The following is a 12,320-nucleotide window of genomic DNA, read 5'->3' as shown; positions in this document are numbered from 1 at the left end:
TCTCCGATCGGGCGTCGTTAGGCATGGCGCAGGGTTTGCCGCGTACGCGACTCAATAGTTCGAGTCTGGTACGCGCGCTTGCCGATCTCGCGGTCGCGGACGTGCCCGCGTCGAAGCAGTCTTTCGCGGACCGGCTCGGCCAATGGCTGGGTTTCGCGGACGCGCTGACGCTGTTCTCGGTGATCAATGCCGACAAGGCGGCGTCTGACGTCCTGGCCGCAGCCCCTTCGGCGGAAAGCTCGGCCGCACGACAGGCGCTGGCCCGTGTGCGTGCTGCGCTGGTGGAGTCGATCACCACCGATGGGGTGATCAGGCCCGGCCGGGCGCGCATCGAGCTGCCGACGCCGGATCCGCAGGCGAGCATCGAGAGCGCGGCCGATTTCGCGCCCTATCATCGGTACTACCTCGCCCATCAGCGCGACATGAGCGCGAGCATCGGCCCCCTGCGGATCACGGTGCGTACGGCGCTGTCCGGGCAGACCCCTGCTCTCGGACGGCTCGCCGCGCTGGATGCGGTCATGGAGCAGGCGCTGGCCGGCCGCGAGCGCGACCTGCTGGCGACGGTGCCGGGGCTCCTGGGCAGGCGCTTTGATCATTTGTACAAGACACATCAGCTGAAGCTGGCCGAAGCGCAGGCAGCCGACGAACCGGGCCGGTGGATGCAGCCCGGCGGGTGGCTGGCGGGGTTCTGCCGGGAGATGCAGTCGGTGCTGCTGGCAGAGCTGGACCTTCGCCTGCAACCGGTCGCCGGGATGATCGCGGCACTCGAGAATGTGGCAACGGGGAAGCAATGAATAGAACGATCTGTGCAGTGGCCTTCGGCGTCGGCCTGATTGCCGTGCTGTGGGTCGGCGCCGGGTATGTCGGATCGAGTGCGCTGGCGCTGACGATGACGGCGCTGATCGGTGGCGTGTATGTGACCGGTGCGGTCGAGCTGCTGCGCTTTCATCGCACCACGTCCGCACTGGCGCGGGCGCTCGACGTCATTCCCGATGGGCTGGAGAACGCGGGTGAGTGGTTGCGCGGCTTGCCGGCTTCGCTGCAGAACCCGGTGCGCCTGCGCATCGAGGGCGAGCGCGTCGGGCTCCCGGGCCCGGCGATGACGCCGTACCTCGTGGGCCTGCTGGTGCTGCTGGGGATGCTGGGTACCTTTCTCGGCATGGTCGTGACGCTCAACGGGGCGGTCATCGCGCTGGAAAGCACGACGAACCTCGAGGCCATCCGTGCATCGCTTGCCGCGCCGGTGCGGGGCCTGGGCGTCGCGTTCGGCACCTCGGTGGCCGGCGTCGCGGCATCCGCGATGCTGGGCCTGATTTCCGCCGTGTGCCGGCGCGAGCGGCTGCAGGTGGGGCAGCGGCTCGACACCCGCATCGCCACGACGCTGCGCGGTTTTTCGCTCGTCCATCAACGCCAGGAAACCTACAAGGCCTTGCAGGTGCAGGCACAGCTCCTGCCGGAGCTGGTGGAGAGGTTCGACGCGATGATGGCGCGGATGGATCGGCAGGGCCGGGAACTGAACGAGCAACTGCTTTCCGGGCAGGAGCGTTTCCACCGCGACGCGCGCGAGATGTATTCGAATCTGGCGCGTTCGGTTGACGAGTCCCTCAGGGTGAGCCTGACCGAGAGTGCCCGCCTCGCCGGCGAGACGATCCAGCCCGTGGTCGCCGCGACGATGGACGGGATTGCGCGCGAGACCGCCGCGTTGCAGGAACGTGTCGCGCACGCGGTCGGGACGCAGCTCGACGGGATCTCCGAGCGTTTCGGCGCCAGCGTCGCCACGGTGGCGGACACCTGGACGACGGCCCTGGCCAAGCATGAGGGCACCAGCGACCGCCTCGCCGGAGATCTGCACAAGTCGCTCGAAGCCTTTGCCGATGCCTTCGCGCAACGCTCGACTGCGCTCGTCGCGACGATCGCCGAATCGGCACGAGCCCTGCAGGCTGAACTGGCCGCCGGCGACGAGGCGCGGCGGGTCGCGCAGACCCGGGCGCTGGAGTCGATGGCCGCGTCGCTGCAACGCGAGTGGCAGGAGGTCGGCGCGCGGACGCTGGCGCAGCAGGAGCGGATCTGCGAGACCCTGGGGGAGACCGCCCGCGACATCGCGGCGTCCGTGGAAGCCCAGGCTGGCAGCACCATTGCCGAAGTCTCCCGCCTCATGCAGACGGCGGCCGAAGCGCCGCGGGCCGCGGCGGAAGTCATCGGCCAGCTGCGACAGGAACTTTCGGCGAGCATCGCGCGCGACAACGAACTGCTGGCCGAGCGCAGCCGCATCATGGAAACGCTGAACACGCTGCTCGATGTGATCAATCGCGCATCCATCGAACAGAGGGGAGCGATCGACGCGCTGGTGGTTTCGTCGTCGGGCATGCTCGAGCGTGCCGGCAGCCGCTTCACCGAGAACATCGACGCGGAGTCGGCGCGGATGGCGGAGGCGGCGGGCCAGGTCACCGGTGGAGCGGTGGAGGTCGCCAGCCTGAGCGAGGCCTTCGGGTTCGCGGTGCAGCTCTTCACCGAATCCAACGACAAGCTCATGACGACGCTGCAGCGCATCGAAGGGGCGCTGGACAAGTCGCTCACGCGCAGCGACGAGCAACTCGCCTATTACGTGGCCCAGGCGCGGGAAATCATCGATCTCTCGATCATGTCGCAGAGACAGATCGTCGATGACCTGCAGGCGCTTTCCGGTCGACTGGCGCCCGTCGTCGGCGAGGTCTGACAATGGACGAGCTCGAAGCCGGCATCGAACATTCGACGCCCGTATGGGCGGTCTTCGGTGACCTGATGTCGGGCCTGCTGGGCGCGTTCGTGCTGATACTCGTCGGTGTGCTCGGCGTACAGCTCGATCTCGTGACCAGCCTCGAGGCCGAAGTGCAGAAGCGCCATGCCGAGGAGCAGAAGCGCGAGGCACTGGAGAAAGCCCTCGCGGTGCCGCTCGCCGCGGGGCGCGTGACGCTCAATGATGGGCGCATCGGCATCAGCGGCAGCGTGCTGTTCGCACTCAATTCCGACGAGTTGCAGCCGGAAGGCCGACAGCTGCTCAAGAGCCTGGCGCCGCCGCTGGCCGCCTACCTCGCCGTGAACGACGAGATGCTGATGGTGAGCGGTTTCACCGATGACCGGCCGGTGCGCGACACCAACCGGCAGTTCGCCGACAACCTGGAACTCTCCGCCCAGCGCGCCCTGACGGTGACGCGGGCGCTGGTCGACGAGGGCATTCCTTCGTCCTCGGTTTTCGCCGCGGCCTTCGGGCAGGAGCAGCCGGTGGCGTCCAACGCCGACGCCGATGGGCGTGCGCGGAACCGTCGCGTGGAGATGGCGCCGGTTCCCAAGGGAAGCAAGGTGGGCGCGGGACATGGCTGATCCAGGCCGGTCCGGTGTGCCGGCGTCGCATCCGCTGGCAAGGATCGATACCGAGCGGCTGATGGAGTCGCTGCGCGTACGCGGTGCGGAGCGCTTCGATCCGGTCCGCTTCCGCTTCATCGAGTCGCTCGCGCGGCGCTCGTCGGCCTGTCGCGGCGACGCCAGACGTTTTCTCGATGCCCGGCTGGCCACGCTCGTGAGCGACTACCGTGAGCGCTTCGAGCGGGCGGAGGACAAGGACCACGACGCGCTCGCGCGGCGCGAAGGGCTGGGCAATACGCCCTTGGGGGAGCTGCTGGCCCACATTGCCCGCCAGGCGGCGGACGGCGGGGCGGGCGGAGCGATACCGGCAGCAGACCCCGTCGCCGAGCCGCAAGCGGAACTGAGATCGGTAAGGTATTTTCGCAGCACCTGGGCGCGGCTCAGCGTCGACCGGCAGCTGTCGCAGGCTTTCGCCCAGGCGCCGGAGAACGCCGGCCCGCTCAACTCGCATTTCCTCGTCCTGCAGTCGCTCCGGCAGATGCGCGATATATCGCCGGAGTACCTGCAGCAGTTCATCGCCTACGTGGATGCCCTGCTATGGCTGGACCAGGCGGACGCGGGTCGCAATGCCACGAGGAAGGCCGGAGTGAAGGGTGCGCGCGAGAAGAAGGGCAAGTCGGGCCGCAGCAGGGCCTGACGTGCAGCCGGCCTTGATCGGTGAAACCGGGGGGTGATCGATGGGGCGCACGACTCCTCGACTCCGTGTCATGAATCCGTGTCAAGCTCCTCGTCATACCTTGCCGCACTGATAGTATTCTATTCAGATGTCTGCGATTCCGAGCGATGACTGCCTGCCCAACTTCGTCGACCTGCTGCTCGACGTGGTGTTTCTCGTCGCGCCCGGCGGACGCATCATGTACGTGAACGCCGCATGCGAGCGGATTCTCGGCTACTCGGCCGATGAAATGGTCGGCCACCACCTGTTCGATTTTCTCGCCCCGGAAGACCGGGAGCGGACAATGCAGGAAGCCGGCGAGATCATCGCCGGTGGTGCGCGCATCGGTTTCGAGAACCGCTACGTCCACAAGGATGGGCATCGCGTGGACCTGATGTGGTCGACGTGCTGGTCCGAGAAGGGCTGCTCGAGGACATCCAGACGCCCGAGGATGCGCACGAGGTTGCAGACAAGATCCGCGAAACGATCAGCCATCCGTTCGATCTCGATGCGCGGATACTGCGCACCCGGGCGAGCATCGGCGTGGCGTTCCATCCCGGGCACGGACAGGACCCGGACGATATCCTGAAGCACGCCGACGAGGCGATGTACGCGGACAAACAGAACAAGCCCCGGCCCTCCGCCTGAGCGGTGCGCCCGGCGGTTTCCCCGCCGGCTCCAGACCTCAATCGAGGCAGCAGACGGTCGCGGCAGGTTCCTTGCATCCGCAGTGAGCCTGGCCTGCGATCCGGCGATGCAGGGTCCTGAAGCGCTCCTGCACGGAATCGCCGAAGATCGGGTCCGCAGCGAAATGAATCGCGGAATCGACAAGGAACCAGTCTTCGTCATCGAGCGCGGCGGCAAGGCGCGGGAAGAGCTCGCGCTCCTCGTCGTCCATGTGATTTTTCAGGAAGGCGACGTAGTTGCGGACGTCCGTGGCCAGCGTCGAGCGCGGCATCATCGCGCCATTGGCCGCGGCAGCGAGGTCGGCCGCCAGTGCCGTGCTGCATTCGGATATCGCACCGTGCTGGTGCGCGAGTTCGTCGACGATGGCAGCCAAGGTCGGGTCGCGCGCAAGCAGCCGCCGGAATGCGACATCCTCGCGTGGATGGTGGTAGTGGTCGGGATACTGGGTCATGTAGTAGACGATGTCGGACATGAGGTCGTAATCCGGCTCGTCGCCGTGCATGAAGGATGCGGTAAGGGATTGCAGCAGGTCGAGCAGCTTGTGGTAGTTGGCGTGCTCGGCCTGCCACTTCAGGATGTGTCCGGACATGGCGATCTCCAGCAATCGTGGGCGATTCCGGCATCCCGGATGCCGCGGAGCCGGTCTGTGCGGTGTGATTCCATCCTAGGGAGCGGGTCCTGCGCGGGGAATGATTTTTGTCATTCAGGCTGCGGCGCGTCCGCCCTACATTGATCCCGCACTGCAAGACCCGATCACCCCGAGAGAGCAAATCATGACCTATGTCGTCACCGAAGCCTGCATCAAGTGCAAGCACACCGATTGCGTCGATGTCTGCCCCGTCGACGCCTTCCGCGAAGGCCCGAATTTCCTCGTCATTGATCCGAGTGAATGCATCGACTGCACCTTGTGCGTCGCCGAATGCCCGGTCGATGCGATCTATTCGGAGGATGACGTGCCCGCTGACCAGCGGCATTTCATTCCGCTCAACGAGGAACTCGCCAGAAAGTGGATCCCGATTGTCGAGGTGAAGCCGGCGCCTGAGGATGCCGGCTTCTGGGCGACCGTCAAGGACAAGCTCAAACTGCTCGAGCGCTGACGACGAAGGCCTGCGCGTGGCGGGTCAGGATTCGCCGATCCGCTGCAGCATGTCGGGACGCAGGATCTCGATCCTGCCGGGCCGCGAGGCGAGCCAGCCGGCCTTCTGCCACCGGCTCAGGATCCGTATCACCGTTTCGACCCGCGCGCTCACGAGCTGGCTGATTTCATCGCGGCCGAGGTGTGCGTCGACGATGATGGTGCCGTCTTCTGTCGCTTGGCCGAATCGCCCGATCAGGTAACGCATCAGCGCAGCGAGGCGGCGCGGTACGGAACCCGCGCTGACGATGTCGATCTTCGCGCGCAGCGCAGCGGTGTGCTGCAGCAGCGCACGGTTCACCGCCAGCCCGACAGCTACGGAGTTGCCCAGTGCTTCCCGCAGCGCTTCCGCGCGGATCAGCAGCACTTCCGCCGGCCCGCCGAGCGCGATGGCGTCCGCCGGGAAGTTGCCGCTCTCGAGTGCGGCGACGAGGCCGACCGCCTCGCCACGCCGGAATAGCCCGACGACGATCCCTTCGCCCGTTGGCGTCATCCGCCGGATCTCGACCATGCCCGCTTCGACCACCGCGAAATGTTTCGCGTGCTCGCCGGCGAACCACAGCGATTCCCCCGGGCCGATGCGGCGCGAGCGCGCGCCTTGCGCAAGCGATTCGAGGTCCGCGGGCGGCAGCAGCGAGAAGATGTCGAGCGCCCCCAGCCGTTGCGCCAGCGCTGTGGCGAAGGCGCGTCCGTGTCCGGCGAGCGGGCCGGGCTGCGGGCGCAGGGCGGACAGTGGTGGCGCGTGTCCCATGGTGTTCTCGTGGCCTGTCGAGGCGAGCGTTCACTTGACTATAGGGGGACTTGAAAAAGAGTCAACAAAAATGCATCTTATGTCCGTGCCACCCGCGCTTGCTTGCGCGTGATGCCAGACGGCAGATTCGGACTAGGATGAAATGGATAACTTGCCTTACGGTGCCCCATGTCGATGAATGTCAGTCGCCCGGAACCGCGGCATGTCCGCCCCGGGCAGGTCGTTGCTGCCGTGTCGTCGGGCCTGCGCGTGTTCGTGCAGACGGCGCCCCTGTCGCTGACGTATGCGGGGGGATTCGCGGTGCTCGGCGTGGGGTTCATTTCCTTGCTGGTTACGGTCGGCCTGGCACCGATGGCGTTGCCGTTGGTGGGAGGCTTCCTGATTGTCGCGCCGGCACTGCTGACAGGTTTTTTCGCCATGTCGGCCGCACAGCGCCGCGGCCGGAAACCGACGTGGCGAGACGTGGGTGGTGGCTTCCTGCAATCGCCGCCGTCACTCTGGGGCCTGGTACTTGTCTGCCTCTTCCTCTTCGTGATCTGGATGACGGATGCCGGGATCCTCTACAGCTTCATGCTGGGCCGCAGCTACTCCGGATGGAGAATGCTCTTTCCGTTCTCCGTTGAGCTTCTGCGTTTCCACCTCGGAGCGGTGCTGGCGGGCGGACTCTTTGCGGTGATCGCATTCAGCATCACCGCATATGCCGTGCCCCTGCTCATCGAGCGCCGCGCCAATCTCGTCGTGGCCGTGAGCGCGAGTGTTCGCGCCATCTTCCGCAGCATTCCGGCAAACCTGACGTGGAGCTGCCTGTTGGCGAGCACGATCATCGCGTCAATCGCCGTGCCCCTGCTGCTGACGGTGACGCTGCCCATAGCGGCCTTCGCGACCGAAGCGCTCTACCGCACGGTGTTCCCGGACGAGCAGGGGCGGGTTCCGGAAGAGCAGTCTCGCCATCGGAAGTGAAGCACGCATAGAAGGCCAGACGGAAATGGAACAATGGTTCATGGCAAACCTGGGTGATGCGATGCTCGCCGGCGACGAGCTGGATCGCGTGTGTGCACTGTTCGGACAGCTAGGCGATCGAAACGCGACGACCGCGGTACTGATGCGGCACGAGAACTACGGCGGGTTGCACTGCGAACTGATGCTCTATTTTCCGCCGGAGCTGGCGGATCTCGCCGCGTGCGTCGGGGCGAAGCCCTGCGGCAGGCCGGACTCATCGGGCCTGGGGGTGGCGGTCGGTTCGCGGCAGCGCATCGCGGATCTTCGTGCCGGGGAGTGACACGGTCCACACTTCCCCGCGTCCGGTTCGCGAAGTGATTGTTCTGTCATGTGTTTTTAATCTGTGTGGCTTACGGTGCCCAGTTGGCACCCCCCACAGAGGAAACACACGATGAACAATCAGAACGTCCTGCACGTCGACGGCGACGACGAATCCACCAACCCGTCAGCGAATCCTTCTTTCGACGGCATCCTGCAGGCGCGCCTGTCGCGCCGCCAGCTTCTCGGCGGCGGGATGGGTGCCGCCGCGCTGACGATGTTCGGCGCCGGCCTGTCACCCGCGATGGCCGCACCTGCCGCCAACGGCGCGGCCGCGCCCGGTCGCACGCCGCCCAGGCTTGCCTTCACGCCTGTCGCGAAGAGCCTCGCCGACATGGTTTCGCTGCCGGAAGGTTATCGCCATACCGTGCTGTACCGCCTCGGCGACCCGATCGACGGTAGTGTGGGCGAATACCGGAACGACGGCACGGACCCCGCCGACAGCTTCGCACTGCGCGCCGGCGACCATCACGACGGCATGCACTTCTTCGGCCTCGGTCCCAACGGCAGGCACCACAAGAACGAATCGGATCGCGGCCTGCTGTGCCTGAACCACGAAGCGATCACGCCGGCCTTCCTGCATCCGAACGGCCCCACGGTGGTCGGCGGCGTGCGCACGGTGGCCGAGGAAGTGCTGCGCGAGTTCTACGTCCATGGCGTGAGCGTGATCGAGACCGCGCGCGAGGGCGGCGAATGGCGTTACCGGCGCGATTCGCACTTCAACCGCCGCGTCCATACCTTGACCGAGATGGAGCTGTCCGGCCCGGCCGGGAAGACCCCGTACATGGTCACGAAGTACTCGCCGGACGGCAGCCGCACGCGCGGCACCGCGAACAACTGCGCGAGCGGCAACACCCCGTGGGGCACCTACCTCACGTGCGAGGAGAACTGGGCCGGCTATTTCCGCCGCATCGTTGCGACCGACAACCCGAACCGCACGGCCAGGGAGCGGACCGCCCTGGCACGCTACGGCGTGGCGGGCAACGGCCGCGAACTGTGGGCGACCGTCACCCCCGATACGGCGGACGATCTCTACGGCCGCTGGAATGCGATGAAGCTCGGTGCTTCGACCGACGGCAGCGACGACTATCGCAACGGCCCGAACACCTATGGCTGGGTCGTCGAGATCGATCCCTTCGATCCCAACGCAATGCCGAAGAAGCGTACCGCGCTGGGCCGCTTCGCGCATGAAGGCGCATGGCTCGGCCCCGTCCGGACCGGCCATCCGCTGGTGTGGTACATGGGCTGCGACTCGCGCAACGAGTACATCTACAAGTACGTCTCGAATGCAATGTGGAGCCCGGACGACGCCAATGGCGGGATGGCGGCGGGCGACAAGTACCTCGACGACGGCAGGCTCTATGTCGCGCGCTTCGACGCCGACGGCACGGGGCAATGGATCGAGCTGGGCTTCGGCGTCGGCAACGTGTCGCCCGCGAACACCGCATACCCGTTCGCGGATCAGGCCGACGTGGTCATCCACGCGCGCCTCGCGGCCGACGCGGCCGGCGCCACGAAGATGGACCGTCCCGAATGGGGCGCCGTCAATCCGCGCAACGGCGAGGTCTATATGGCGCTGACCAACACCAATGCCGCGAGCCGTCCGCTCGAGCGCCTCGACGCCGCCAACCCGCGTTTCTACAACGACCGCAAGACGACGGGCCAGAACCAGCTCGGCAACCCGAACGGCCACATCATCCGCTTCGCTGAAGCCGGCGGCGACGTCGCCGCGACCGCGTTCAAGTGGGACGTGTTCCTGTTCGGCGCGCGAGCCGCGGCGGATGCGGCGAACGTCAACCTCTCGGGGCTGACCGACGCCAACGACTTCTCCAGCCCCGACGGCCTCTGGTTCAGCCAGGCTACGGGTGTGCTGTGGATCGAGACCGACGACGGCGCCTACACCGACGTGACGAACTGCATGCTGCTGGCGGCCGTCCCGGGTGAAGTCGGCGATGGCGGGCCGCGGACGATCACGAACAGCAACGGCACGGATTCGCGGACGGTGGGTACGTACGTCGGGAAGCAGCTGGGCGAGGAAAACCTGCGGCGCTTCCTCGTCGGACCGAAGGAGTGCGAGATCACGGGTGTGGCGGAAACGCCGGACGGCAAGGCGCTGTTCATCAACATCCAGCACCCGGGCGAAGACACCCGCCCCGACTTTGCGACCGGCAGCTTCGGCAGCCACTGGCCGGATGGCGGCCTGTCGCGTCCGCGCTCGGCCACCATCGTCATCACGCGCGAGGACGGCGGCAAGATCGGCGTCTGACGCAGAGACCCGGCGGGCGTCGCGAACGCCCGCTGCGCGGACAAAAAACAAACGCGGCCGAGGCCGCGTTTGTCTCTGGGGCGAATCGCAGTGCGGCCTGGCCGCACCCCGCGCTCAGGCGTTTACCGGGCGACCATACATCAACAGGATCTCGCGGAACTTGCGGTGCCGCTCGTCCGGGTCGTACTGGCTGAAGATCCGCTCCTGGCGCGCCCGGCTCAAGGGGGAGAGCGCATCCAGAATAATGCGGCGTTCGTTCAGGATGCGTTCGCGCATGTTCCTGTTCACGAAGACGAAGCGGATCGGCTCGTAGAACCCGTCGGCGCGCGTGCGATGGAAACCCGGCTCGGCGGGGAGGAAGTTCTCTGTGGTGTGGCTTTTCATGGTTATTTTTGGTGTGTTGATGTCTCGTATCGCCACTATACCTGCCAATGATTAAGATCGTGTTACTTCGGGCTTCCCGGAAACCACCGTATAGCAGGGGTTGTAGGCCGTTCCCGGCAGCTTCATGCGCCCCTGGGCGACGAAGGACGAGAGCAGGGCGTCCATCGGGCCCATGATCCCCGCATCGCCGTGGATCTCGAACGGACCATGCTGCTCGATTTCGCGAATGCCGTCGTTCTTGACATTGCCCGCCACGACACCGGAAAACGCGCGGCGCAGGTCGGCCGCAAGGAGATGGCGCGGCTGGTTGTGGCTCAGCCTGAGACGACGCATGTTCGCGTGCGTCGGGCGGAAGGGTTGCTGGAACTCGTGCTCGATGCGCAGCAGCCAGTTGAAATAGTAGGCGTCGCGATACTCCTTGCGGAAGGAGCGCACTTTTGCGACTCCACCCTGCATCTCGCGCGCGACGGCGGCGGGATCATCGATGATGATGCGGTAACGGCTGCGCGCCTCGTCGCCCAGCGTTTCCGCGATGAAGCCGTCGATGCGGCGGAAGTATTCCTCGGCGCTCTTCGGGCCGGTGAAGACCAGGGGAAGCGGGTGATCGACGTTGGCCGGATGCAGGAGGATCCCCAGCACGTACAGGATTTCTTCCGCCGTGCCGACTCCGCCGGGAAAGACGACGAAGCCGTGTCCGGTACGGACGAAGGCTTCCAGCCGTTTCTCGACGTCCGGGAAGACTACCAGATCGTTCACGATGGGATTGGGCGATTCGGCCGCGATGATCCCCGGTTCGGTGAAGCCGAGATAGCGCGCCTTGCCGATGCGTTGCTTGGCGTGCCCGATGGCCGCCCCCTTCATCGGTCCCTTCATCGCGCCGGGCCCGCAGCCGGTGCAGATATCCAGCCCGCGCAGGCCCAGTTCGTAGCCGACGCGCTTCGTGTAGTCGTACTCCGCGCCGCTGATCGAATGCCCGCCCCAGCACACCACGACGCTGGGCTGGATGACCGGCTGCATGATCCCTGCGTTGCGCAGGATCTGGAACACCGCGTCGGTGATGCCCTCCGAGGTGCCGAAGTCGAAACGCGCCGGTACGGCACCGGCCGTTCCCTCGGCCTCTCTGCTGACGTACAGGACGTCGCGCAGCACCGCGAAGAGATGTTCCTGTATGCCGCGGATCATCGTGCCGTCGACAAAGGCACTTGCCGGTGCATTGCGGATGTCCAGTTTGATGCCGCGCGAGCGCTGGATGATGTGGATCTCGAAATCGGGGTAGCGCGCGAGCAGTTCCTTGCCGTCGTCGAGTGGATTGCCGCAGTTGAGAACGGCGAGCGCGCAATTGCGGAAGAGCTCGCGCAGGCCGCCGTGGCCCTGGCTGGAGAGGCGGGCCGCCTCGGTGCGGGAAAGCACTTCCATGCGTCCGGTGGGCGACACCTGGGCGTCGACGACCGGGAATCTTGCGGAGATCTTTGTCATGAATCGGATTCGTGTGCGCGGCCTGCCGGAAACCGTGAGGTTGCGTCAGCGCCGCTGCAGGATGGGGGAGTCCCGCATATTAGGCGCACGGGCTGGAGAATGCATGCGTTCGCTGAGTGCGGCGCTCAGCGACGGACGTCGAGATGCACGACGAGGTTGGCTTCGAAGTCGCGCCAGCGCAGCGGGATCGCGAACGGGGCGCCGGCCGCCTGCACCGGCGCGGGAGGGGTGGCGCGGAGGCGGGAGG

Annotated in this window: 13 protein-coding genes and 1 pseudogene; 10 read left to right on the top strand and 4 right to left on the bottom strand. The window is 66.3% G+C overall.

The window, feature by feature from the left end; genetic code table 11:
* The first annotated feature begins 23 nt into the window (after positions 1-23).
* From GPA22_RS09605 to GPA22_RS09580, 6 genes and pseudogenes are all read left to right on the top strand, one after another.
* Positions 24-794, top strand: a complete 771-nt coding sequence (locus GPA22_RS09605; RefSeq protein ID WP_169255852.1) for a DUF3348 domain-containing protein — start codon at positions 24-26, stop codon at positions 792-794.
* Positions 791-2,716, top strand: coding sequence for a DUF802 domain-containing protein (locus tag GPA22_RS09600; protein ID WP_169255851.1), 1,926 nt, complete (start codon positions 791-793; stop codon positions 2,714-2,716). The genes GPA22_RS09605 and GPA22_RS09600 overlap by 4 nt, the downstream gene beginning before the upstream one ends.
* Before the next feature lie 2 nt (positions 2,717-2,718).
* Positions 2,719-3,360, top strand: a complete 642-nt coding sequence (locus GPA22_RS09595; protein WP_169255850.1) for an OmpA family protein — start codon at positions 2,719-2,721, stop codon at positions 3,358-3,360.
* A complete protein-coding gene (locus GPA22_RS09590) occupies positions 3,353-4,039 on the top strand; it encodes a DUF2894 domain-containing protein (RefSeq protein WP_169255849.1) in 687 nt (228 codons plus the stop codon). The genes GPA22_RS09595 and GPA22_RS09590 overlap by 8 nt, the downstream gene beginning before the upstream one ends.
* Before the next feature lie 127 nt (positions 4,040-4,166).
* Positions 4,167-4,436: pseudogene (locus tag GPA22_RS22930) on the top strand (PAS domain-containing protein); the annotation flags it as partial.
* Between the two features lie 17 nt (positions 4,437-4,453).
* Entirely contained in the window at positions 4,454-4,705 is a 252-nt protein-coding gene (locus GPA22_RS09580; protein ID WP_169255848.1) for a diguanylate cyclase domain-containing protein, read from the top strand.
* A gap of 37 nt (positions 4,706-4,742) precedes the next feature.
* On the opposite strand, the gene GPA22_RS09575 is transcribed toward GPA22_RS09580, so the two are convergent.
* The gene (locus tag GPA22_RS09575) at positions 4,743-5,333 is read right to left on the bottom strand and encodes a hemerythrin domain-containing protein (protein ID WP_169255847.1); all 591 of its coding nucleotides are present in this window, start codon (positions 5,331-5,333) and stop codon (positions 4,743-4,745) included.
* A 184-nt stretch (positions 5,334-5,517) separates the two neighbouring features.
* On the opposite strand from GPA22_RS09575, the gene fdxA reads away from it, so the two are divergent.
* Positions 5,518-5,841 carry a ferredoxin FdxA gene (gene fdxA, locus GPA22_RS09570; RefSeq protein ID WP_169255846.1) on the top strand — a complete coding sequence of 108 codons (324 nt, stop codon included), beginning with the start codon at positions 5,518-5,520 and terminating at the stop codon, positions 5,839-5,841.
* Between the two features lie 24 nt (positions 5,842-5,865).
* On the opposite strand, the gene GPA22_RS09565 is transcribed toward fdxA, so the two are convergent.
* Complete coding sequence (locus GPA22_RS09565) at positions 5,866-6,630, bottom strand: Crp/Fnr family transcriptional regulator (RefSeq protein WP_169255845.1); 765 nt, start codon at positions 6,628-6,630, stop codon at positions 5,866-5,868.
* A gap of 168 nt (positions 6,631-6,798) precedes the next feature.
* On the opposite strand from GPA22_RS09565, the gene GPA22_RS09560 reads away from it, so the two are divergent.
* The 3 genes from GPA22_RS09560 to GPA22_RS09550 all read left to right on the top strand — a co-directional run bounded on the left by GPA22_RS09560 (position 6,799) and on the right by GPA22_RS09550 (position 10,213).
* Positions 6,799-7,590, top strand: coding sequence for a DUF2189 domain-containing protein (locus tag GPA22_RS09560; RefSeq protein ID WP_246264221.1), 792 nt, complete (start codon positions 6,799-6,801; stop codon positions 7,588-7,590).
* Positions 7,591-7,630: 40 nt separating this feature from the next.
* A complete protein-coding gene (locus GPA22_RS09555; protein WP_246264219.1) occupies positions 7,631-7,909 on the top strand; it encodes a hypothetical protein in 279 nt (92 codons plus the stop codon).
* A gap of 111 nt (positions 7,910-8,020) precedes the next feature.
* Positions 8,021-10,213: a PhoX family protein gene (locus GPA22_RS09550; RefSeq protein WP_169255843.1), complete on the top strand. Its 2,193-nt coding sequence runs from the start codon at positions 8,021-8,023 to the stop codon at positions 10,211-10,213.
* 114 nt (positions 10,214-10,327) lie between these two features.
* On the opposite strand, the gene GPA22_RS09545 is transcribed toward GPA22_RS09550, so the two are convergent.
* Both GPA22_RS09545 and ppnN read right to left on the bottom strand, forming a co-directional pair.
* Positions 10,328-10,597: a hypothetical protein gene (locus GPA22_RS09545; RefSeq protein ID WP_211169032.1), complete on the bottom strand. Its 270-nt coding sequence runs from the start codon at positions 10,595-10,597 to the stop codon at positions 10,328-10,330.
* A 51-nt stretch (positions 10,598-10,648) separates the two neighbouring features.
* Complete coding sequence (gene ppnN / locus GPA22_RS09540; RefSeq protein ID WP_169255842.1) at positions 10,649-12,073, bottom strand: nucleotide 5'-monophosphate nucleosidase PpnN; 1,425 nt, start codon at positions 12,071-12,073, stop codon at positions 10,649-10,651.
* Between the last annotated feature and the right edge of the window lie 247 nt (positions 12,074-12,320).

This window comes from Aromatoleum toluvorans (genome assembly GCF_012910905.1).
Taxonomy (GTDB): domain Bacteria; phylum Pseudomonadota; class Gammaproteobacteria; order Burkholderiales; family Rhodocyclaceae; genus Aromatoleum; species Aromatoleum toluvorans.
This window is presented reverse-complemented; position numbering and strand designations above follow the sequence as displayed.

Coding starts and splice junctions, on each gene's coding strand:
- GPA22_RS09590 (WP_169255849.1), top strand. CDS start 3,353: ATGGCTGATCCAGGCCGGTCCGGTGTGCCGGCGTCGCATCCGCTGGCA.
- GPA22_RS09600 (WP_169255851.1), top strand. CDS start 791: ATGAATAGAACGATCTGTGCAGTGGCCTTCGGCGTCGGCCTGATTGCC.
- GPA22_RS09595 (WP_169255850.1), top strand. CDS start 2,719: ATGGACGAGCTCGAAGCCGGCATCGAACATTCGACGCCCGTATGGGCG.
- GPA22_RS09550 (WP_169255843.1), top strand. CDS start 8,021: ATGAACAATCAGAACGTCCTGCACGTCGACGGCGACGACGAATCCACC.
- GPA22_RS09565 (WP_169255845.1), bottom strand. CDS start 6,630: ATGGGACACGCGCCACCACTGTCCGCCCTGCGCCCGCAGCCCGGCCCG.
- GPA22_RS09545 (WP_211169032.1), bottom strand. CDS start 10,597: ATGAAAAGCCACACCACAGAGAACTTCCTCCCCGCCGAGCCGGGTTTC.
- fdxA (WP_169255846.1), top strand. CDS start 5,518: ATGACCTATGTCGTCACCGAAGCCTGCATCAAGTGCAAGCACACCGAT.
- GPA22_RS09575 (WP_169255847.1), bottom strand. CDS start 5,333: ATGTCCGGACACATCCTGAAGTGGCAGGCCGAGCACGCCAACTACCAC.
- GPA22_RS09605 (WP_169255852.1), top strand. CDS start 24: ATGGCGCAGGGTTTGCCGCGTACGCGACTCAATAGTTCGAGTCTGGTA.
- ppnN (WP_169255842.1), bottom strand. CDS start 12,073: ATGACAAAGATCTCCGCAAGATTCCCGGTCGTCGACGCCCAGGTGTCG.
- GPA22_RS09560 (WP_246264221.1), top strand. CDS start 6,799: ATGTCGATGAATGTCAGTCGCCCGGAACCGCGGCATGTCCGCCCCGGG.
- GPA22_RS09555 (WP_246264219.1), top strand. CDS start 7,631: ATGGCAAACCTGGGTGATGCGATGCTCGCCGGCGACGAGCTGGATCGC.